The organism is Pseudoxanthomonas sp. LH2527 (genome assembly GCF_022539275.1).
Taxonomy (GTDB): Bacteria; Pseudomonadota; Gammaproteobacteria; order Xanthomonadales; family Xanthomonadaceae; genus Pseudoxanthomonas_A.
Genome location: NZ_JAKZBW010000012.1, coordinates 45,876 through 65,563, shown reverse-complemented (window position 1 = coordinate 65,563; position 19,688 = coordinate 45,876). Strand labels below are relative to the sequence as shown.

Below are 19,688 nucleotides of genomic sequence, written 5' to 3'. Positions count from 1 at the left end.
AATGAGAATAGTGCACTCTCCGCTGACATGCGACCGGCCCGCTGGCGCACAACTTTAGTGGACGGTTCTGAGCCTGGCCGCGATGCCTTGCAGGCCGTCCGATGCAGGGCACGGCAAAAGCCGGCGTGAGATGGAAACGGACGCTCCTCATTTTGGAGAGATCGGCGGCTCCTGGAGACTATTGAGCTGAGCGAGGGTCGCCTGTTGCCAGTGAGTGCAGCGAGGCGGCCCACTAAGCCGTCCTTAAGCCGACCTCATCCCATTCCGTAAGCCTTCCCACAGACAACAAAAAACCCGCCATGGGCGGGTTTTTTGCAACGCGTTGAATTTCAAAGAAATTCTGGTGGTATGGGTGCTCCATCAAACTGTCGGCAAGATGTTGATTGTTAGCGAATTTATTGCGCTGAAAATTCTTTGCTACCGTCACCGTTACCGCCAAGAATCTGGTGCTTGAGATTGGACCTGGTGAGGGGGCAATCCAGCCCGACTCTTTGCTGAAGCGGTGTCGATCGCAGCCCTTTCAACCATCCCACTCATCCCTGAGAACCTAGGGACAGACTCCCCGCTCGTAGCTCGAGACGTCCTTTTGATACCAGTACCTCGGCCCGAGCAACTAAAGCTGACCTAAGCTGTGCGCTGGTGGTGCGGTATCCGAGCTTCCTGGAGACATGCAACGCGACCTCGTCAAGCGTGGCGCCGAGGTTCTCTTTGACCAAGCTCAGGATCGCCGCATCAATCTCCATCGGGGGCAACAGCTCCGGCCTGCGGAGAGTGTTGGACCCAGCTCCGCTACGATCCCTGGGAACAGCTTCTCTGCCTGGCCATAGCAGGAAGTCACCCTCGCGTACGACGAGGCCATCTCGTACAGCTTGCGCGATGCCGTCATCAACCGCGGCTTGAATTCTCCCGCCCGTTCGCTGCAGATCCCATAGAGAGCGGATTCTCACAGCTACTTCAGAGCAGTGAACCGGGCCCTCTACTTGAACCACGTCTCGAACGATGGTCGCCATGCGTCCGGGTGGGACCAGGTGGAGTTCGTACTGGTGCTTAGGAACTGAGAACGAGGCCTCCACATAGGCTGGCGCCGGAGGTGTCTCCAGCGCAACCAATCCGACTTCGACGTAGTCCTCGTGCTCAACGGTCTCAAAGTCGACCGGCACAGCACGAGAGCGCGGCGATTGTTCGGTAGCCAGAGGATCGGGCTCCAACTTCGCTGCCTCGATGATGGCCACAAGTTCATCGAGCTTTGCCTTCGGGCGGCGGAACCACTCAGAGCTCCAAATTCTGTGGACGTTCCAGCCTTTGTCGCGAAGCGCTTGCTCGCGCAAACGATCACGATCGCGCGCGCTCTTGGCCTCCCTGTACGAGTCGCCGTCGCATTCAATGCCGAGAATGTATCTGCCCGGTTTAGCCGGATCATAGATGGCGATATCAACGAAGATGCCAGCTTCACCTACATTGGTGTGAAAATCGTAACCACGAGAACGGAGAGCGGCGGCGACCTCCTGCTCGAACACGCCGTCCTTGTGTTCCTCAGCGCTCCTGTCGATGTGCATGCGGCCCGTGCGCGCATAGTGCATAAACAGCTTCAGCGCCGCGGTACCCTTGCCCCTGCCGCGCTCGAGGTCGATATCCTCGTCGGTGATCGAAGAGAAGACCTCGCAGCGTGACTTTGCCCGACTGATCAAGACGTTTAGGCGGCGCTCGCCACCTTCGTTGCTCACGGGGCCAAAGTTCATGCTGACGTTGCCGTGCGCATCGCGGCCGTAACCGATCGAGATCAGGATCACGTCGCGCTCATCGCCTTGGATGTTCTCCAAACTCTTTACGAAGAATGGTTCGTGCGCATGGGCCCCGAAGAAACCTTCAGTCTCAGGGTGCTGGCGCCGGAGAAGCTCAATCTCGTCAAACACCGCGCGTCGTTGCTGAGTTGAGAAGGCGGCAACACCGAGGGTCAGGTTGGGTTTGGTTAGCGCGTGCGCGATGACAGCCTGCGCTATCGCTTTTGCTTCCTTCGGATTGGTGCGCGTGTTGCCTCGGTCGTAGATCGCGTCGGTGAGATGATGAAAACGAAGACCAACACCGGCTTCGCCTGTATAGGGGCTGGGCACGATGACCAGCTTGTTGTCGTAGAACTCCTGGTTGGAAACGGCGATCAGAGACTGATGGCGACTGCGGTAATGCCATCGCAGCATGCGCTCAGGCAGGCCCCTGGCCCTGCAAAGTCCCAGAATACTCTCGACGTCAGCTGGCTGGGCACCGTCGCTATCTGAGCCATCGTTGCCATCGCCCAGTGTTTTGGAGAAGAACCGCGTAGGCGGCAATTGGCGCTCATCACCCACAACCACGATCTGCTTGGCACGTGCGATGGCCCCCAGCGCATCGATTGGCTGGACCTGGCTAGCTTCGTCGACCACGAGCAGATCAAACTCGATCTTGCCGGGCGGCAGGAACTGTGCGACCGACAGAGGGCTCATCATGAAGACGGGCTTGAGTGCTTGGATCGCTGGCGCCGCGCGCTCCATCAGGCCGCGGATCGGCAGGTGACCTCGCTTTCTCGCCATCTCGCCCATCAGCACCGCCGTAGGGCCAGTCGCGCCACCCCGCTGGGGGATATTCGCGCGATGGACCTGACTGACCTGGCGTCGTGCCAGATCGATGCGGTCGCGGTCTAATGAGGTGAAACTTTCTACGAGCGCCGTTTGTCGCTTGCCGTCGAACTGACCTAGCTCGCGATCTCGAGCGATCATCGCGGCCAACAAGGACTCCATGTAGGCCAGGTCAAAGGTGCCTCGCGTGCGGTCTGCCTCGAGGTTCCCGCTCTGAAGCTCTTTGATGATGGAGCTCAGCCCTTGTCGCTGAGCGCGCTTGGCTTGAGCCAGATAGCCAACCCATTGCGGCAGCCCTTCTGGGTCAGACTCCCAGGCGTTGAGTTGTTTGATCGCCTCAGCAACAGAGGCCTTAGCAGGATCCGCACTTAGCAGCTTTGTTCCGGAAAAGGCGAGCGTCGCGAAAAGACCCATAAGCTCGCCTTCCAAGCCCTCACCCGCGGCAAGCAGCTCAAGGCCTTGGGCGCGCTTTGCGGCGGGGTCTCGAATGGCGGCGGCCAGATCACGCAGTTCACCATTCTGATGCATCCACGACAAAGCAGTGCTTAGCGCCGCAGCATCGGACTCGATGTCCAGCCATAGGGGCCCGAATGCAGACCGACCGGTCGGTGCCATCTCAGCAAGTTGCTTGCGCGCGGCTTGGTCCTGCTCTAGTAGGCCAAGGCGCTCAGCCACCTGGGAGATTGTCAGCTCGTTGCGATCAGCCAAGTGTTGGACGTCATCGAACGACGATGCAAAAGGAACGAGCCGTTTGGTGATCACTGACAGCGGCAGCGCCACGAGTGATGTTTCCTCACCCCACAGCTTCTTCTCACCCGCCAGTAGAGCTTCGTGCACCGGCGTTAGTGACTCCTGGGCGCGCTCCAAGATAGGACGAATGCGGGTGGCAAGTTCGACCGCCAAGCGCCTGTCGGAGAGGTCTGCGAGCTGTTCACGAACACCGGTGCCAAGAGGACGCAGAGTGCGCATCCAGGCGACCACGCCACGCATATACGCGGGGTTGGAGCGATCCCGTTCCCAACTGGATCCAAACGCCTCAAGACCCTGGGCATCGCTGTCCTGGACACGCTGCAGCGCGGCCTGGCCATCAAGCAACTGATCGAGCGCGGCCAGCATCTGGTCCGAAGGCAGCTTGGGATTGGCAAGCTGCGCGCGAACAGATCGATTCGCGTTGCGCCATTGGCCGCTAAGGAACCTCAGCCAGCTCCCGCTCCGGCTCGCCAACTCTTCCCGTGCCGTTTCAAAATCCTTCGACCATGCACTGTCACGGAATACACCGGAGACTTGCTTACGGGCGCTCTGCACACGCTCGACGGACTCGACGACCCCTTCAACCGTATCAACCCCACGTTCCCAGATACGGGCCACCAAGGCGTCGCGATCAAGCTCAGGGATCGTGGCCGCGCGCTCGCCGATGGCGACGAGCCTGCTCGCGCTGGCAAACGTGGGCTCGGCGCGCTCCGATAGGAGCTGACCCAGGCGCGTCAGGTCGGGGGCGACGGACGTCAGGTCACGATACGCACTGGCTAGGCCCTGAAACTCCGATCCAACAGTGAAGGACGGCAGCAAATCGTCAAGGCTGGCCCTCGCTCCAGACCACTCCAAGTCGCGGGCTTCGTTCGCGACCAGAGACTGAGTGCTGTCTCTGAGCGCCTGGGCAAGATTCAGTGCTTGCAGAGCCTCCTCGACGGCGGCAATGTTCTCCCAGGCCACGCTTGAGAAAGCCGCGGCATCAAGAGGTGGTGCGGTAAGTAGCAGGTCGCAGCGAGCGACGGCCTGCGTGCAGGAACCTAATTGATCAGGAAAGGGCAACGCCAGTTCGTCGTGAAGGCGCATGGCGGACTCCCGCCATGACGCCAAGCGTTGCTTCAAGACTCCGATCTCTTTGCCTAAACGCTCAACGTCGTTGGGCAGAAGCACGTCGTTGTCCACGCCAGACCAAGTATGGTTGGCGGGCACACCCATGGTCTTGATGCGATCACAGATATCTGCCAGCAGCTTGCGTCGTGCATCGACTTCGTGAGGTGCCCACTTCAGCGGGTCAGACAGCGGGAGATGCTCTGTCGTGAAGCCCTCTCTGCGAAGCCTGACGAGCTCGCCGAACACGGCATAGGGCGTCATTGCGGCTGGCAGTAGAACCTGGTGCAGCCGCTGTGCGTGCGCGTTCAGATCCGCTTGGCGCTCAGCGAGCTGCTCAACAATAGCGCCACCGGGGTCCTGCGGCATCTGTGCCAGCTGCCATGTAAGACGAAGGTCCTCGAGCAGGGTCCGCTTGTTGGCTTTGTTACTGTGAAGCTCAAGACATGCATTGCCGATTCTAACCTGGTCGAGTCGGCGCTTGACCACTTCAAGAGCAGCCAGCTTCTCGGCTACGAACAGGACCCGCTTACCGGCGGCCACAGCACCGGCGATGACATTGGCGATCGTTTGGGACTTACCGGTGCCTGGCGGTCCTTGCACCACCATGCTGTGTCCATTCAGCGCGTCATGAACGACTAGAGATTGCGAACTGTCTGAGTCGACGACATGCCGCATGCGATCGGGCGTGATCTCCTTATCGATGTCGAAGTTGTCCCCTGACAGCGCCGCGCCCGGAAAACCATCCGATACGACGCCCCGAAGCATGGGAATGGACTCCATCCCCCCAAACTGCGTCCAAAGAGCAGGATCGAGGTCGCGATACATCATGAACTTGGCGAACGAAAACAGACCAAGCACTGCGTCGTTGGGGAGCACCTCCCAGTCCGGAGTGTCCTCCACCAACTTTGCGACCGAGGCCAAGTAGGCATCGATGTCGAGAGACTCAAAATCCTCGATGTCCGGAAGCTTCATGCCGAACTGCCGCTGTAGGAACAACTGGAGCGAGAGGTTGGCTTGGATTTCATCTCCCTGCCAGCGAAGATGAAACTTCTCGCCCGCGTTGCTTCGCTCAAGAGCCACAGGGACCAGAACGAGTGGCGCGTATCGGTCCACTTTGGGGGCGCCTGGTGCACGCCACTTCAGATAGCCGATGGCCAGGTAAAGAACGTTGATACCTTGCTCTTCCTGGAGCGTGCGCGCGTCGATGTAGAGATCAAGAAGACGCTTCTGCAAGCCGGTAGGCGTGAACCGTGTGGTGAGATGAGCATCCCACTGGCTAACGACGCGACCATGCTCGTCCAGTTCAAGATCCGGTTGGGACAGGAGTTCAGGGTCTTCCGGTGCTTCATAGAGGCCGGACAGCGGCTCCCCGTCGAGCGTCAACTCTATCGATAGCCCGGGCAGCTCTTCGTCCGCCTGCATCGGTTCGGCCCGACCCGCGACAAACGTAAACCGCTTACCGTCGACGACCAAGGTCTGATACATCACCTTGGCTAGCTCATTGATGACCTCGACGGTCTTAGCTCGTCCACTGCGCGGCGTATTGAGTAGGCGATTGCGCGTGGAGAGGTCTAACAACTCCAGCCGGGCCCGGTTGACCTTGTCTACCAGCGGGCCTGCTTCTCTTAGGACCGAGCCACTCTCTGGGGCGGGCGTGCCCGCCTCTTCTTCAAGTCGTTCCATCGCACCTATCCCCTGCCGCCCCCGGCGGCCGACATGGCGCTATAGTGCTCCCAAATGAGACCGCCATCCACTATTGGAAGGCCCGGGGAGGGGCGCCATGGAGGGGCTTAAATCAAGCGAGATCCACTGGGTAGTTAACAACTACATTGGTGTATCGGGTGGGTATCTTGGCGACTTTAGTTACGCCTCTCATCGCGAGTTCTACGCGAACTATTGTGACCTCGAGGTGGATGTCGATGCATTCGCTGAGGCCACGACTAGAAAGAAGTTCATCGCCATTCTGAGCGCTTCAGAGCCACGCGACCAAGCCTCCATTCTGATGGGCATCGCCCGTCGATTTCCGGCCGGGTCTGAGATGCAGCGCAGCGCGTCCGCCTATCAGACGCTACTGGCACTGGCCAAGCGTTGCCAGCAGGTCGCCGCCGTCGACGGACAAGAGCCGAAAATCACCAGCGACGTCGTTCAGCGTGCACTTGCCGAGGCAACGACGCTCCTCAAAACACACGGCCCCGTCAGTGCCACCGATCGGCTGCACACCGCGCTACATGGATATCTGAGGACAGCCTGTCGTGTTGCCAATCTCGACCTCACGGATGCCCCGGCAGATCCTCGGATCGTTTACTACTTCAAGGTGCTTCGACAGCAACATCCTGGCTTCGAGGTCCCGATGGCTCAGCAGGCGGCCATGAAGAACATTCTCAACAGCACGGCAACGTTGCTGGAGCAGCTGGACCCTATCCGGAACCGCGCCACTCTTGCTCATGCGAATGAGGAACTGATCTCTCACGACGAGGCGCTCCTGGTTATCAACTTGGTTAGGAGCTTGATGCAGTACTTCGACGCAAAGCTGCGATTGCAGAAATCACCGTCGTAGGGAGTCACAGCCTTTGGGGGCCAACAAGCTGGCTTGGCGAACCCCTTCTGCTAGGCAGGTCATGAGCTGGTACTTGGCCTGCAACAGCGTGGGCTCTTGAGGCGCGGGCAGGAGCGCCAACCGATCCAGTGCTGCCGTATCCTGCTGAAGCAAGCTGACAATGTCTTGGGTCAAACGGTACTCAGGCTTCGCCAAGGCTGGGCTCTCAATGGCCCTAAAAGTGTGCATCGCCCTGCGCGTGGTCTTCAGGTCAAGCTTCGCATTTAGTGGAGTCCAATCGGCATGCAGTCGGGGTCGGCACTGCCGGCCAGCTCGAGCCACCGATTGAGCATGGACTGTTGATGCGACAAGCGCGCGGGTTAATGCACTATTTCGGGCCATGGGTCGAAGTTAGACGCTCCACAGAGCGAGAACCCCACTAGCTGCATCGGGAGAAGGCTAAGCTCATGCCCATCTGCAAGCAGTTGCACTGACTATCGCAATTCGTCGCTCTGGCGCTGCGTTCTTGTGAACTCCGGAGGCCGGAGCGGGCTGGGAATCCCTTCCATGCCGAAATCTCGCCAAGTTGTGATGGTGAACGCCTTGAGGAAAGGGATTAAATGGAATTTCAAACCTATATCACGGCTGTGAATCCAGTGATTGCTGGCTTTGCGTCCGGCACTCCGCAACGAAGTGCTCATTCGAGACGTTCGCAATGATGAAAAACAAGGTCGAGTTGATCTACTGCATCATGGTGGTCGCCACGGCCGTTCTGGCCGGCATCGTCAAATGCACGGCTACGGCCACCTGCGGCAACTGCGGTGATTTCCTCGATCCCTGATCTACCTCCTACTACTGGTATCTCCCACAAGGCCCGGCTCGTCCGGGCCTTGTGCATTTATGCCGTCCACTTACAAGGAAACGACAATGCACCTGGTTGAAACCATGGCCTATGCGGGCCAGAAGCCTTGGCATGGCCTGGGCAACAAGCTCCTCCGTCAGCAGCCCATCGAGGTCTGGAAGCAGCAAGCCGGCATGGACTGGCAGATCGAAGAGTCCGAGGTCCGATACGTCACCGGCAGCCACAACATCGGGACCATCAATGCCTTCCCTCAGAACAAGGTCCTGTATCGGTCCGACACCAAGAAGCCCCTGGCCGTGGTCTCCAGGCGGTTCCAGGTCGTACAGCCGGGCGAGATCCTGGAGTTCTACCGGGACCTGACCGCGACCAATGGCTTCGAGCTGGAGACGGCGGGGGTTCTGCGGGAGGGCCGAAAGTTCTGGGCACTGGCCCGGACCGGGCAAAGCACCACGCTTCGTGGCCGGGACCGGGTGAATGGCTATCTGCTACTGGCCACTGCCTGCGACGGGACACTGGCCACCACCGCCCAGTTCACCTCGGTCCGGGTGGTCTGCAACAACACCCTAGCGATTGCCGTGGGCCAAGGGGAGGGCGCCATCAAGGTCCCGCACCGCAGCCAGTTCGATCCGGAGCGGATCAAGCGCCAGCTCGGGATCACCGTCTCGGTCTGGGACGGTTTCGTGGAGCGGATGAAGGCACTGTGCGAACGGCCTGTAGATCCGGATTCGGCGGAGGCCCTGCTTCGTCGCATCCTGACCTACGCCGTTCCCAATGCCGCCCCCGTGGTCAACGAGCACGCGGTAGCCAACGTGCGCGCGCTGATCGAAGGAGGGGGCCGGGGATCCCAACTGTCCTCCAGCCGGGGTACGGCGTGGGGCTTACTCAACGGCATCACCGAGTACGTCGACCATCATCGGCGAGCCCGGAGCGATGACCATCGCCGGGACGCAGCCTGGTTCGGGGAAGGTGCCAGGATCAAACAGCGCGCGTGGGAGGAGGTGACGAGGTGGGTGGCATGACGTTGGCAAGAGCAGCAACAAGCTCACTCACCGATGCCGGAATGGGCCTGTCAGAGGAAGCCAGTCGAAGGCGGGAGGATCGGGCAATTGCACGCGCGTTGCGGATTCTCGAACGACGGGCCGGCAGGCCTGGCCAATCGTTCGGGGAAGTAGCCGCGTGCGAATCGTTCTTCCGGTTGCGACTGGGCGGCGAGACAAGGGAGCACTTCGAGGTAGCGTTCCTCGATAGCCGCCACCGCCTCATCGCCGTGGAGCGCATGTTCTCCGGTTCGGTGGACGGAGCACAGGTGTATCCGCGCGTGGTGGTCCAGCGCGCGCTGGCGCTGAATGCGGCGGCGGTCATGCTGGCCCACAACCACCCCAGTGGTCACGCCGAACCCTCAGCGGCAGACCGGGCAGTCACGGCCCAGCTCAAGAGTGCCTTGGGCATGGTGGAGGTTCGACTGCTGGACCATTTCGTCGTGACTGCTGATCGAGCGGTCTCGATGGCTGCCCGGGGGTGGGTGTAGGGAGCGGCTTGGACAGAGCGCCCGGCAATGGTGCCGGGCGCTACTGGATCAGCGCTTCTCTAAGGACGCGGCGTCCACAATGTCCTTCACCAAAGCCCTTCGCTGGGTCACGGGAAGCTTGGTCAAGGCGCCTAGGACGGTCGCCAAGGACCCCTGCTGGGATTCGCTCTCGCGACCCAACGAAAGGATGGCATCTGCCATGGCTGGCGTAGTTGCAAGTAGATACGCAGGCGGCACGTCTAGAGCATGGGCCAGTTCAAAGAGGGACTCCAGGCTGACTGCCATGGACTCGCTCTCGTAGCGGCTTATGCGAGCCGACGCCGTGTCTTTGTCCAGCCCCATACGCACCCCAACTTCCCTTTGGCTCAGCCCACGTAGCTGGCGAGCTTGGCGCAGACGCGCGGCCACCACGCTACGAGGCGCGGACGGGGCGGTGCTCATTTGCTGACGGAAAGCGCTGTACGCATGCCGACAGGATGGCCCATGGGCTACGCCCCGGGTAGACTCTACGTAGCACGTAAGTTAAGTGCAAGCCCTAAGCGGGCGCATGGGGTCGTTTCGCAATGATCAGAAATTTCACATTGAAAGGAGAAGACATGAAGCATGTGGCTGGAGTGGGCTCATTGTTCGTAGCAGTTCTCGTGTCGGGATGCGCAGGGGGCACGCCCGACTGCGGTGACACGGACACGCTTTCCATCCTCGATCAAGCCATCGAGGCAGAGGTGGAGAAGTACGCCCCTCAGACCCAGCGGGGAACGTCTGAGGAGTTCATGGGGATCCTCGACACCTACGAGATCTCCAACATCCGCACGCAGGCCTACGACGAAGACGTCGACAGCTATCAATGCGATGCCCGCGTCACCTACACCTACTACGAGCGCGTTCGATCCGTGGATTTCAGCTACCGCGTGGATACCGATCAGTCCAGCGGAGAGGTCCTGGTCCAGTACCAGAACAAGATGCTCCACCCGATCCTCGGCTACGCCATGGGCTTCTGAGCCGGCCCGATCTACAACCCAATCAATCAAGGAGCAGCAACAATATGGGCGTTTTCATCTACAGCCTTGCGCTGGTCTTCTTCATCATCCCCGTCACCACTCGGGCCTACCTGAGTTTGAAGAGCGGACACTTCCCGCTGCCGTACTTCCAGAACAACGTGGTGGCCAATCGCATCAAGCTGCGCAAAGCCATCGGCGTCTTCTCGCCGCTGCTGTTCTGGGCGTTCCACGTGTTCTTCCTGTTCGTAGCCCTGATGATGGAGGCTTGGCTCTCGGCCGTGGCGGTCATCGTCTACATGGTGGTCAGCCCACTGCTGTCCGGCGAGATCAGGGCCCGGCAGGTCCAGGTGCTTCAGGAGAGCGTCGCACCGTCACAGGAGCAGGGTTGAGACAATCCAGATCATCGCCGGGCTCTGGGGAGCTGATTCGGCTCTGCCGCATAGACGCAGGGAGGGAGCCGCTGGCTCCCTCCCTGCGTGACAGTCCCATTGATTTTTTCTTTCTCTGGGATCAGAGCGTCCCGGTGCTTGTATACCGCTGCAATCGACAGCAGAGCTGGCCTCTCTGAACCCGCGTATTGAGCCGTCCATCATGTTCGAGACGTTGTGCCGCCCGCTTGAGGGCATTGCCGGTCAAATGGGCCCTGCTCCCTGCCTCGTCCAGACTTACCCACTCCTCGCCTCGCTCTGCAGCGATTTCCTCGATCCGTAGTAAGAGCAGCTGAGCCTTCTGGACGGGGCGGGCCCTACTTGTTGCTCGGACAGCGATCAGAGGACGCGTTGCCTTTGCGCTAGCGACGGGCTTGGCAATCGCGTCCACGAAAATCTTGCGGTGTTGCGTGAGCGACCATTCGACGATGGTCCATGCCCGCTCCACCATCTCCAGGCCGATGGCCGTGGTCTGGTTCGCGCACATCACATGGAAAACCGCGCCCAGTCGAAGCGTGTTCTCCCACACCCTGTCACGGGCCTCTTCAACATCGTCGTACTCCGAACCCCACTCCTTGAGCCAATACTTGAGTCCGATCAGGAAGGCGGCCGCCGACTCGTCCAACACAAGTCGTGTGCGCTCAAGCTGGCCATCATTAGCCCGTTCGCTGGCAAGAAGCAGCAGAGCCTTCAGACGATCCTGGAAGGTGGCTAGCGTGAGCCCGGCGGCAGACGGCCGAGGAAATCGTGCCAAGGGCTCGTTGAACTTCGCCGGGTCATGACATGCCGCGATGGCCCGTGGCCAGAGACCTTGGACAAACGTCTTGCTGCTTGTCTTGATGAGAAAGGGATAGAAGATCTTGGGCTGGATGCGCATTCCCAGTGAACAGCGCGCGTCCCGCGCGGCGAGTGAGACACCATGAACCTTGTGCTTGACCGGGGGCTTTCCACTCCAGAGTTGTGTCAGCTTGTCCGGAAAGTCGTTCAGGAGGGGTCCCTCCAGAAAGCTGGCCCCATCCTCATGCTGGATCGAGACGTTACGCCCCGTTCCTGCAACGGAATCCATGAGCCCGCGATAGCTCACCTCTTGGAGGAGCAGGCTGCCATCTCCCGCCTCGGCTTCGAGCTGATAGAACGGCGCGAAGAACCCCCAATAGGATCCTCCTTTCCCCAAGCCACTGCGACACACAGCGAGCGTATTGATTGTGCAGGGCATAAGTCGCCCATCCGGCCCGGCCACGTCGTAGGAAAGGTGCACCGCGGCTGCCGAAGCGGCGATGGCGTCGGTCAATAGCACGCCCGGTGGTATGTCCGTGTCCTCACGATAGAGGTGATAGGCCGCGTTGTATAGGAGATCAGGAAGCGCGTCGACAGGGCAGTGGGGGTACTGACGGGGGAAAGGAAACATCCGGAGCCTGGTTCGAGTCAGTTAACAATGCAGTGGTCGGAAAGCAAGGCCATTACAGGGCGAGCGTTTCCAACGGTCGGTCACGACGCCCGGAAAGCACGCGGCGGAGCGTGGCCATGCTATCGGAACTCGCCCGAGGAGCGCCACGCGGCTTCTTGTCCTTGTCCCGAGGCTTACTGCTTCGGTAGTGCTGGTCCTTGCCGCCGTGAAGCTTGAGCACGCAGTCGCGTTTGGTTAGATACACCAGCGCGGCGCGCAGGCCAAGAAGCTTCTTCGTGTCAGACACATGCACCAGTCCCAAGCCGTTGAACTTGAACCGGTGCGCTCTCACATAGCAGTTGAAGTAGCTTGATCGGTTGACGCCAGCCAGGCGCATCCAGTCCTCCCCGATCCGCCTTGTCAAACCATAGGCGTCGCGGCGACGGTGGCCGTCCAGCATGATCAGCCAGTGCCAATGCGCTCCTCGGCTGATGCCATCCTCGCGCTTGTAGATGGCGCCCAGGTAGTCATCGACGATGCGTCCATCCCGCAGTCGGCGGTAGAACTTCTCGATCAGATCATCTGCGTCCTGGCTGATGCCCAGGGCCTTGGCCCAGGGGCGGAAGTAGAGATCCACCCGCAGTACCAGCAGCCGCGAGCAGCGCGAGAACAGCTTGAACAGCAGCTTGCGACCGCTGGCGAAGTTGTCCTGGGCCTGCCGCTGGATCTTGCGACACGCATTGATGAACGGCCAGGAGCGACAGACCCGCCTCACAAAGCGGGCAAGCCGGCTCAAGGCGATCACCGACTCCATATCCGGGGAGTCATCGCAGGCAGGAACGCCAGGCTCCAGCCACATGCCGATGGGCTTGGCCCAGCGCTGCAGCGCGCGCAGCATCACCGTGACTTGGGGACTGAAGACATAGTCGGCGTAGGCGCACAGCCAGTCGGGTGTGCGCTCCTCAAGGGCAAGGTAACGCACACAGCACGTATGCAGTGACCTACCCAAGCCGGAGAGGGCGTACTGGTCCACGGCCACCCCGGGCGCTGGCCGCCACGGACCAATGCGCCTGACCGGACTGCGGTCGTTAGCCAGCAGCGCTTTGTGCACGCTGGTCAGCAGGTCCATGAGCTCCTTGAGTGCACGGTCCTGGGTGTCGGCTACAAACTGGCTGCCGTCATCGGTCTGACGGCAGAGAAACCGTTCAGCCGCCTGCTGGTGCTGACGCTCGCGACGCAGAATGTCCTGCGTGCGTTGGTCGGCGTAGTCGTCCTCGCCCTCAGGCTCCAGGGGCGGATTGCGTACCAGGGCAGGCAGCGGCTGCACGCGCTGGTTAAGGTGCATACGATAGGTAACTGCTTTCATAGCATTAGTGGTTATGGATTGGTGTTGCGCTTCGCTATTGGATACAGATCCGCAAATCTCATCTCTTCAAGACGTGGAGAATCTGGAACTGCCCGGGATCGTTGTGCCCATGAACGGCCCGATCTGGCTGAGCGATGGCGTCGTCGAATTAGCGTTAGATGACTCAGGCGGCAAGCTCACGCGCCGCTACCCAGGCAAACACTTCGCTGGCGAACCAACCCACCGCGCGGGCACCAAGCTTGCGCGGCTTGGGAAACTTGTCTTGGCTGATGTAGAGGTAGAGCGTCGACCGCGAGAGGCCGGTTACCTCAAGCACACGGGCCAGGCGGAAGATGGTTTCAAGGGGATACGTGGTCATGCGGATCTCGGTGGGTGAACACGGATCGCATGCTGCCGATCCACGCGGGATAAGGCATTCATTCCGCCGGATTGTTCCAACATTCCGTCATGTGGACGCCGACGAAAGCCATGTGAGACAAGGCTTTGTTCCATTGGAGATGACGATTTTTCCGCGCCCCGGATTTTCTGGTCTACGGGGTTAATTCGACTGTGTCCGAGGACGTCCGTGCGGGAACCGGTATGCGATTCTGAGAGCCGCGAGCGGGGTGTTGCACGACGACCAGTTAGAGAACGACGCCTACGTCGGTAGTTGCTGCAGACGAAGATGCGGGCCGTTGCCTAACCGAGATCTTGTGCGCAAAAATCCGTCCGCCAGATTCGGCAGGCCACACGGATGGGTTGATGAAGAAAAGGAACGCGCAGGACCGAATGATTCCGCTGACCGATGCCGGCTGGCAGAAGTACAAGCCAGAAGGGGTCGAAGGCCTAGAGTTCCTCGCACAGGAGAATGTGCCGGTATACGTGCAGGTGAGCCCAGCCAGACATCTGGTCTACTGCTATCTGCAGGCGGCCCTCGCCCTACCGAGCAAAGCCCACGAGGTGGACGCTGTCGACCATGACACCGCGGTCACCGGCCCTCTCGATGCCGGGACCTTTCCGGTCAAGCGCTTCTGCAATGACGTGCTGTACTTGCAGTTGTCGAACGATTCCTACGAACAGGTCGCTCACTCCCGCCGAGCCGTTAAGCCGACCTTTGCTGGTGGTGGGCTGAGCCGGCGAAGGGTGTACACGGTAACCGGTCGGGATAAGCGGGGTCGCGAAATCCGGAAGTACAGCGAAGTAAGAATTCACGACCTTGAGCGGGTCGAGTTTGACGGCGCCATTCTCATCGACGCGCCACTTTGGAACGAAGTCCTTGCGTACAGGCGCGACCAGATACTGCGTGGCAAGGGCGATCCAGGGATGGGACCTCCGGAGGCCTTCGCTGTCGGCCTGGACCAAATCCTGGAGGCGGACCTCTACCTCGATGCGGAGGACGTAGAGCGTCTCAAAGCCCAGATCCTGGAGCGAGAGGGCCATGGCAACTATCCGTTCGGCCACAAGGAGCGCATGCCGGGCATCTATCTGATGTTCCAGGCCGCGTGGCTGCTCAATGAGAAGAGGGAGGCCATTGATCCGAAGGCATGGATTGCTTCGGAGGCCAAGAGGCAAGGTTTGACGCTCACGGACAAAGAGATACGCACGGCGGCCAAGTTTTCCAGGTTGGAATTTAGCCGGACAAAAGGCGGTGGAAAAAGAGGAGATCTTCGGACGTCTGACTTCGTTGGTTGGGATGACGGTGCCAAGTACAGATTCGCGTTTGTCAGCAGTTGGCTTTCGTTCGTGTTGGCTCTCGCTGACTGGTGGGATGTCCAGTCAGGAACACAAGCTCCGCCGCCGACCGTGGATCTGGCGAAAAAGCTGTTGCGCGCAAATTTCGCAGGACACGAGGTCGGTCACCTAACCTCAATGATCAGTGGCAACTCATTGCAGGAGACGGATCTTCCAGAGCTCCGGTCGTTCTTCAGGATTCTTCGCAAGCCTTGGAGGCCAGTCTTCGAAATCGACAAACGGCGTAGGAAGAGCAAGGGTCATTAGGATGTCAAGGGGGACGGCTGTCCGTTTTCGACCCGAAGCGGACATGATGTAGTGGCTGCTTGATGCAGCGGGCTGACCGTCTCCTGCACCTGCGCTCGGATACAGGCGAGTTGTCGTCTGGCTAGACCAGCTTGTCGGGCGTGATGGGAAGATCGCGAATGCGCTTGCCTGTGGCGTGGTACACCGCATTGGCAATAGCAGCCGGAATGCCGACCATTCCGAGCTCTCCCATGCCCTTGACGCCCAGCGGATTGACGATGGTGTCGTCCTCCTCGACGAAGATCGTCTCGATGGCGTGGATGTCGGCATTCACCGGCACGTGGTAGTGCTGCAGGCTGGCATTCATGATGCGGCCGTAGCGGTGGTCGATCTCGGTGGCTTCTTCCAGGGCCATGCCGATGCCCCAGACCACGCCGCCGATCTCCTGGCTGTGCGAGGCAAGGGGGTTGAGGATCTTGCCGCACGCGGTGATCTCGATGACGCGGCTGACACGGACCGTCCCAAGCTCGGGGTCGACCTTGACCTCGACGAACTGGGCGCCGTGCGCGAGCGATGCGAACTTCTCGCGCTCGGGGGAAGGCTTTGAGTCGTAGACCTCGGTCAGCTCCTGCGTTCCAGCCCGCTGCATGAGAGCGGCGATGTCGACCGAACGTGTCGCGTCGCTCTTCAGGCGCAGGCGGTTCTCGAACATCTCCACCTCATCGATCGAAGCACCTCGCAGCGGCGAGCCCGCGTCCTGGTTGGCCAGGTCCAGCAGCTTCCCGGTGATCGTCAAGGCAGCGCCGCGTACAGCGGACCCTACACTGGACGTGGTCCAGGAGCCGCCTTGCGCGGGCGCGCGCGGCTGATCGGTATCACCCAACTCGAACTTCACCTTTTCCAGCGCCAAGCCCAGGAACTCGGCGGCGATCATGGTCATGACCGTATAGGTGCCGGGCCCGATGTCACTGGTCGCACTGGCGACGCTGGCAGTGCCATCTTCCCGGTAGGTCACCCGCGCACTGGCCGGCATCTGCATGGCGCCCCACACGCTGGAGGCCATACCCCAACCGACCAGCAGGTTGCCATCGCGCATCGAGCGTGGCTCGGGATTGCGCTTGCTCCAGCCGAACTTTTCGGCGCCCAGCCGGTAGCATTCGCGCAAGGCCTTGCTGGAAAACGGTTTGCCGCTCTCCGGATCCACTTCGGCGTAGTTGATCAGGCGAAGTTCCAGCGGATCGATCTTCAGCGCGTAGGCCAACTCATCCATCGCGCTTTCAAGAGCGAACATGCCGCTCACCGCTCCGGGAGCTCGCATCCACGTGGGGGTGGCCAGGTCGGTGGCGGCGATCTTCAGCGGCGCGTGCAGGTTGGGGCAGGCGTAGACCTGCTTTAGAAAGCCCGTGGTGTTGTCCGAGAAGGACTCGAAGGAGGAGGTGTTGTGGAAGGCCTCGTGGATGATGGCCTGCAGCTTGCCGTCGGGTGCTGCGCCCAGTGCGACCTTCTGGATCGTCTCGGGGCGGTACCCGTGTCCGGTGAACATCTGCGCGCGGGTGAAGACCACCTTGACCGGCCGCTTGAGCTCGCGCGCGGCCATGGCGGTCAGCGAAGGGTAGTAGTTGGGCTTGAGCGAGGCGCCGAAGGCACCGCCCACGAAGGGAGACACCACGCGGATATTGCCGGTCGGCACGCCCAGACCTTGCGACAGATGCTGCTGTACGCCGTAGACGTTCTGGGTCTTGTCGAAGATCGTCAGTTGATCGCCTTCCCAGAACGCGATGGCGGCGTGCGGCTCCATCGGATTGTGGTGTTCGATCGGAATTCGATACTCGGAATTGACCTTGACGGCAGCGGCTTGCAGAGCAGCCTTCGGATTGCCGCGCGGTGGCGCCTCTAGGGGCGCTGGCTTGGCCCGATCCAGCAGGGTGGCCACGTTGGTCTCATGTGGCTGCGCCTGGTAGCTCACCTGCACCAGCCGCGCGGCGTGACGCGCTTGCTCGTAGGTCTCTGCCACCACGAGGGCGATCGGTTGGCCGTTGAAGAAGACTTGGTCCGATTGCAGGGGCCAGGCCCACTTGGGCGACGCATCGGCAGCCGGGGGCTTGCCCAGTTTGCCGGCATTGAGATGGGTAAATACCTTGATCACGCCGGCAGAGGCTTCGGCCGCACGGGTGTCGATCCCGGTGATCCGCCCCTTGGCGATCGTGCTCAGGACGATGAAACCGTACGTCAGGTGAGGGATCTGGAACTCGGCGGCGTACTTGGCCTTGCCGGTGACCTTGGCGATCCCGTCTACGCGTGTTGTTTCCTTGCCCAGGTAACGAGCCATGGTGGTTCTCCTCAAGCCAGATGCGCAGCGCGTATCAGGGCGCGCACGATGGCGCGTTGGGCCAGTTCGACCTTGTAGCCGTTGTAGGCCAGGGGCCGCGCCTGCTGCAGCGCCACCTGCGCGGCCTGCTGGAAAACGGCTTCACCAAGTCGCTGGCCCTTCAATGCCGCCTCGGCCTCGGCGCTGCGCCACGGCTTGTGTGCCACGCTACCCAAGACCAGCCGTGCATCCTTGATGGCGCCGTTCTCCACGCGGAGCGCAGCCGCCACGGCCACCAGGGCGAATGCGTAGGAACTGCGGTCGCGGACCTTCAGGTAATACGAATGGCGGGCAAATTCGGCCGAGGCCACCGGCAACTGGATGGCCACGATCAGATCGCCATGCTCCAGCACAGTGTCCCTGTGCGGCTCGTCGCCTGGCAGGCGATGGAACTCGCCAATGGGAATCAAGCGTTCTTTCCCGCCGGCACCACGGACACGCACGCTCGCATCCAAGGCGTAGAGCGCATTGGCCATGTCGCCGGGATAGGTCGCCACGCAGGCCTCGCTCCAGCCCAGGATCGCGTGGATCTTGTTCAGGCCCTCGCGCGCGCCACAGCCACTGCCCGGCTCGCGCTTGTTGCACGGCATGGCGGTGTCGTAGAAGTAGTTGCAGCGCGTGCGCTGGAGCAGGTTGCCACCGTTGGTGGCCATGTTGCGAAGTTGGCCGGAGGCCCCGGCCACGATGGCCTGGGTCAGAAGCGGATAGTTCTCGCGGATCAGCGGATGGTTGGCCGTCTGCGTATTGGTGGTCAGGGCACCCAGCGACAGGCCCGCACGGGAACGCTCGATCTTGTGGAACGGCAGGTGGGAGATGTCCACCAGACGTGTGGGCCGCTCCACGTCCTCCTTCATCAGGTCGACCAGATTGGTGCCACCGGCCAGGAACTTCGCCCCGGCCACGCCGGCTACAGCCTCCACCCCGGCACCCGCGTTCTCGGCGCGGACGTACTCAAACGGTCTCATGGCCCGCCTCCTTGCGTACCGCAGCCAGCTGGGTTTCGGTCGCGAACTGCCAGGTCTGGGCGCTCTGACGTCCCGAATGCGCTTCCTGGACCGCCGCCACGATGCCGGGATAGGCACCGCACCGGCAGATATTGCCGCTCATCCGCTCGCGAATCTCGTCATTGCTCAAGGACGTCGTGCCAGCACCCACATCAGCGGTGACATGGCTGACGTGGCCGCGACGGGCTTCGCTCAGTACGCCGAGGGCCGAGCAGATCTGGCCCGGGGTGCAATAGCCGCACTGGAAGGCATCGTGCTTGATGAAGGCGGCCTGCATGGGGTGCAGTTGATCGCCCTCAGCCAGCCCCTCGATGGTGGTGACCTTGCGCCCTTCCAGCGTGGCGGCCAGCGTCAAACAGGACAGGGCGCGCTCACCGTCGATGAGCACGGTGCACGCACCACACTGGCCCTGGTCGCAGCCCTTCTTCGTGCCGGTCATGCCCAGCCGCTCACGCAGGGCGTCGAGCAATACCACGCGGGAGTCCAGTTCCAACGATTGAGGCTTCCCGTTGATGGTCAGGCTAACCTTGACCACGTTCTGGGCCTTGATGGGTGCCATCGCTGCACCCTCGGCCAGGGGCATGTGCGCGAGCGCCGATTCCTGGGCAAGAAGGTTGGCGGCAAACAGACCAATGCCACCGACGGCCGAGGTAACCATGAAGTCGCGACGCGACTGGCCCACCCCATCCAGCGTTGGCATTTCTGCGAGAAGGGCCGCCTCGTCTTCATTCAACTCGACGGGCTCGTTCGGGGGCGTGTGCGGCATGACAGGGTCCTCTCTGGAAC

At 61.1% G+C, this 19,688-nt stretch carries 14 protein-coding genes and 1 pseudogene; 7 read left to right on the top strand and 8 right to left on the bottom strand.

From position 1 onward, the window contains the following. Positions 1-533: 533 nt before the first annotated feature. Positions 534-6,152, bottom strand: coding sequence for a DUF3320 domain-containing protein (locus tag MMG85_RS08735; protein ID WP_241045690.1), 5,619 nt, complete (start codon positions 6,150-6,152; stop codon positions 534-536). Between the two features lie 97 nt (positions 6,153-6,249). On the opposite strand from MMG85_RS08735, the gene MMG85_RS08730 reads away from it, so the two are divergent. From MMG85_RS08730 to MMG85_RS08720, 4 genes are all read left to right on the top strand, one after another. Then, positions 6,250-7,026, top strand: a complete 777-nt coding sequence (locus MMG85_RS08730) for an abortive infection family protein (protein WP_241045689.1) — start codon at positions 6,250-6,252, stop codon at positions 7,024-7,026. Positions 7,027-7,723: 697 nt separating this feature from the next. Continuing rightward, a complete protein-coding gene (locus tag MMG85_RS18460; RefSeq protein WP_277399804.1) occupies positions 7,724-7,846 on the top strand; it encodes a hypothetical protein in 123 nt (40 codons plus the stop codon). Between the two features lie 86 nt (positions 7,847-7,932). Continuing rightward, positions 7,933-8,886: a DUF932 domain-containing protein gene (locus MMG85_RS08725; RefSeq protein WP_241045688.1), complete on the top strand. Its 954-nt coding sequence runs from the start codon at positions 7,933-7,935 to the stop codon at positions 8,884-8,886. A 41-nt stretch (positions 8,887-8,927) separates the two neighbouring features. Continuing rightward, positions 8,928-9,395, top strand: coding sequence for a JAB domain-containing protein (locus tag MMG85_RS08720; RefSeq protein WP_241045687.1), 468 nt, complete (start codon positions 8,928-8,930; stop codon positions 9,393-9,395). Positions 9,396-9,443: 48 nt separating this feature from the next. Here the strand turns inward: MMG85_RS08720 and MMG85_RS08715 are convergent, their stop codons facing one another. Then, positions 9,444-9,836, bottom strand: a complete 393-nt coding sequence (locus MMG85_RS08715; RefSeq protein ID WP_277399803.1) for a helix-turn-helix transcriptional regulator — start codon at positions 9,834-9,836, stop codon at positions 9,444-9,446. Positions 9,837-10,165: 329 nt separating this feature from the next. On the opposite strand from MMG85_RS08715, the gene MMG85_RS08710 reads away from it, so the two are divergent. Both MMG85_RS08710 and MMG85_RS08705 read left to right on the top strand, forming a co-directional pair. Continuing rightward, positions 10,166-10,393, top strand: coding sequence for a hypothetical protein (locus tag MMG85_RS08710; protein ID WP_241045686.1), 228 nt, complete (start codon positions 10,166-10,168; stop codon positions 10,391-10,393). Between the two features lie 44 nt (positions 10,394-10,437). Beyond that, positions 10,438-10,782 carry a hypothetical protein gene (locus MMG85_RS08705; protein WP_241045685.1) on the top strand — a complete coding sequence of 115 codons (345 nt, stop codon included), beginning with the start codon at positions 10,438-10,440 and terminating at the stop codon, positions 10,780-10,782. 121 nt (positions 10,783-10,903) lie between these two features. Here the strand turns inward: MMG85_RS08705 and MMG85_RS08700 are convergent, their stop codons facing one another. The 3 genes from MMG85_RS08700 to MMG85_RS08690 all read right to left on the bottom strand — a co-directional run bounded on the left by MMG85_RS08700 (position 10,904) and on the right by MMG85_RS08690 (position 13,932). After that, entirely contained in the window at positions 10,904-12,229 is a 1,326-nt protein-coding gene (locus MMG85_RS08700; RefSeq protein ID WP_241045684.1) for a DUF3987 domain-containing protein, read from the bottom strand. Between the two features lie 52 nt (positions 12,230-12,281). Next, positions 12,282-13,574 carry an inovirus-type Gp2 protein gene (locus tag MMG85_RS08695; protein ID WP_241045683.1) on the bottom strand — a complete coding sequence of 431 codons (1,293 nt, stop codon included), beginning with the start codon at positions 13,572-13,574 and terminating at the stop codon, positions 12,282-12,284. Between the two features lie 163 nt (positions 13,575-13,737). After that, complete coding sequence (locus MMG85_RS08690) at positions 13,738-13,932, bottom strand: AlpA family phage regulatory protein (RefSeq protein WP_241045682.1); 195 nt, start codon at positions 13,930-13,932, stop codon at positions 13,738-13,740. A gap of 383 nt (positions 13,933-14,315) precedes the next feature. Here MMG85_RS08690 and MMG85_RS08685 point away from each other — a divergent pair, with 383 nt between their 5' ends. After that, entirely contained in the window at positions 14,316-15,551 is a 1,236-nt protein-coding gene (locus MMG85_RS08685; protein WP_241045681.1) for a hypothetical protein, read from the top strand. Between the two features lie 121 nt (positions 15,552-15,672). On the opposite strand, the gene MMG85_RS08680 is transcribed toward MMG85_RS08685, so the two are convergent. From MMG85_RS08680 to MMG85_RS08670, 3 genes and pseudogenes are all read right to left on the bottom strand, one after another. Further along, entirely contained in the window at positions 15,673-17,859 is a 2,187-nt protein-coding gene (locus MMG85_RS08680; protein WP_241045680.1) for a xanthine dehydrogenase family protein molybdopterin-binding subunit, read from the bottom strand. Positions 17,860-17,870: 11 nt separating this feature from the next. Beyond that, positions 17,871-18,863 carry a xanthine dehydrogenase family protein subunit M gene (locus MMG85_RS08675; protein ID WP_241045679.1) on the bottom strand — a complete coding sequence of 331 codons (993 nt, stop codon included), beginning with the start codon at positions 18,861-18,863 and terminating at the stop codon, positions 17,871-17,873. An 82-nt stretch (positions 18,864-18,945) separates the two neighbouring features. Then, positions 18,946-19,668 (bottom strand): annotated as a pseudogene (locus MMG85_RS08670) (2Fe-2S iron-sulfur cluster-binding protein); the annotation flags it as partial. Between the last annotated feature and the right edge of the window lie 20 nt (positions 19,669-19,688).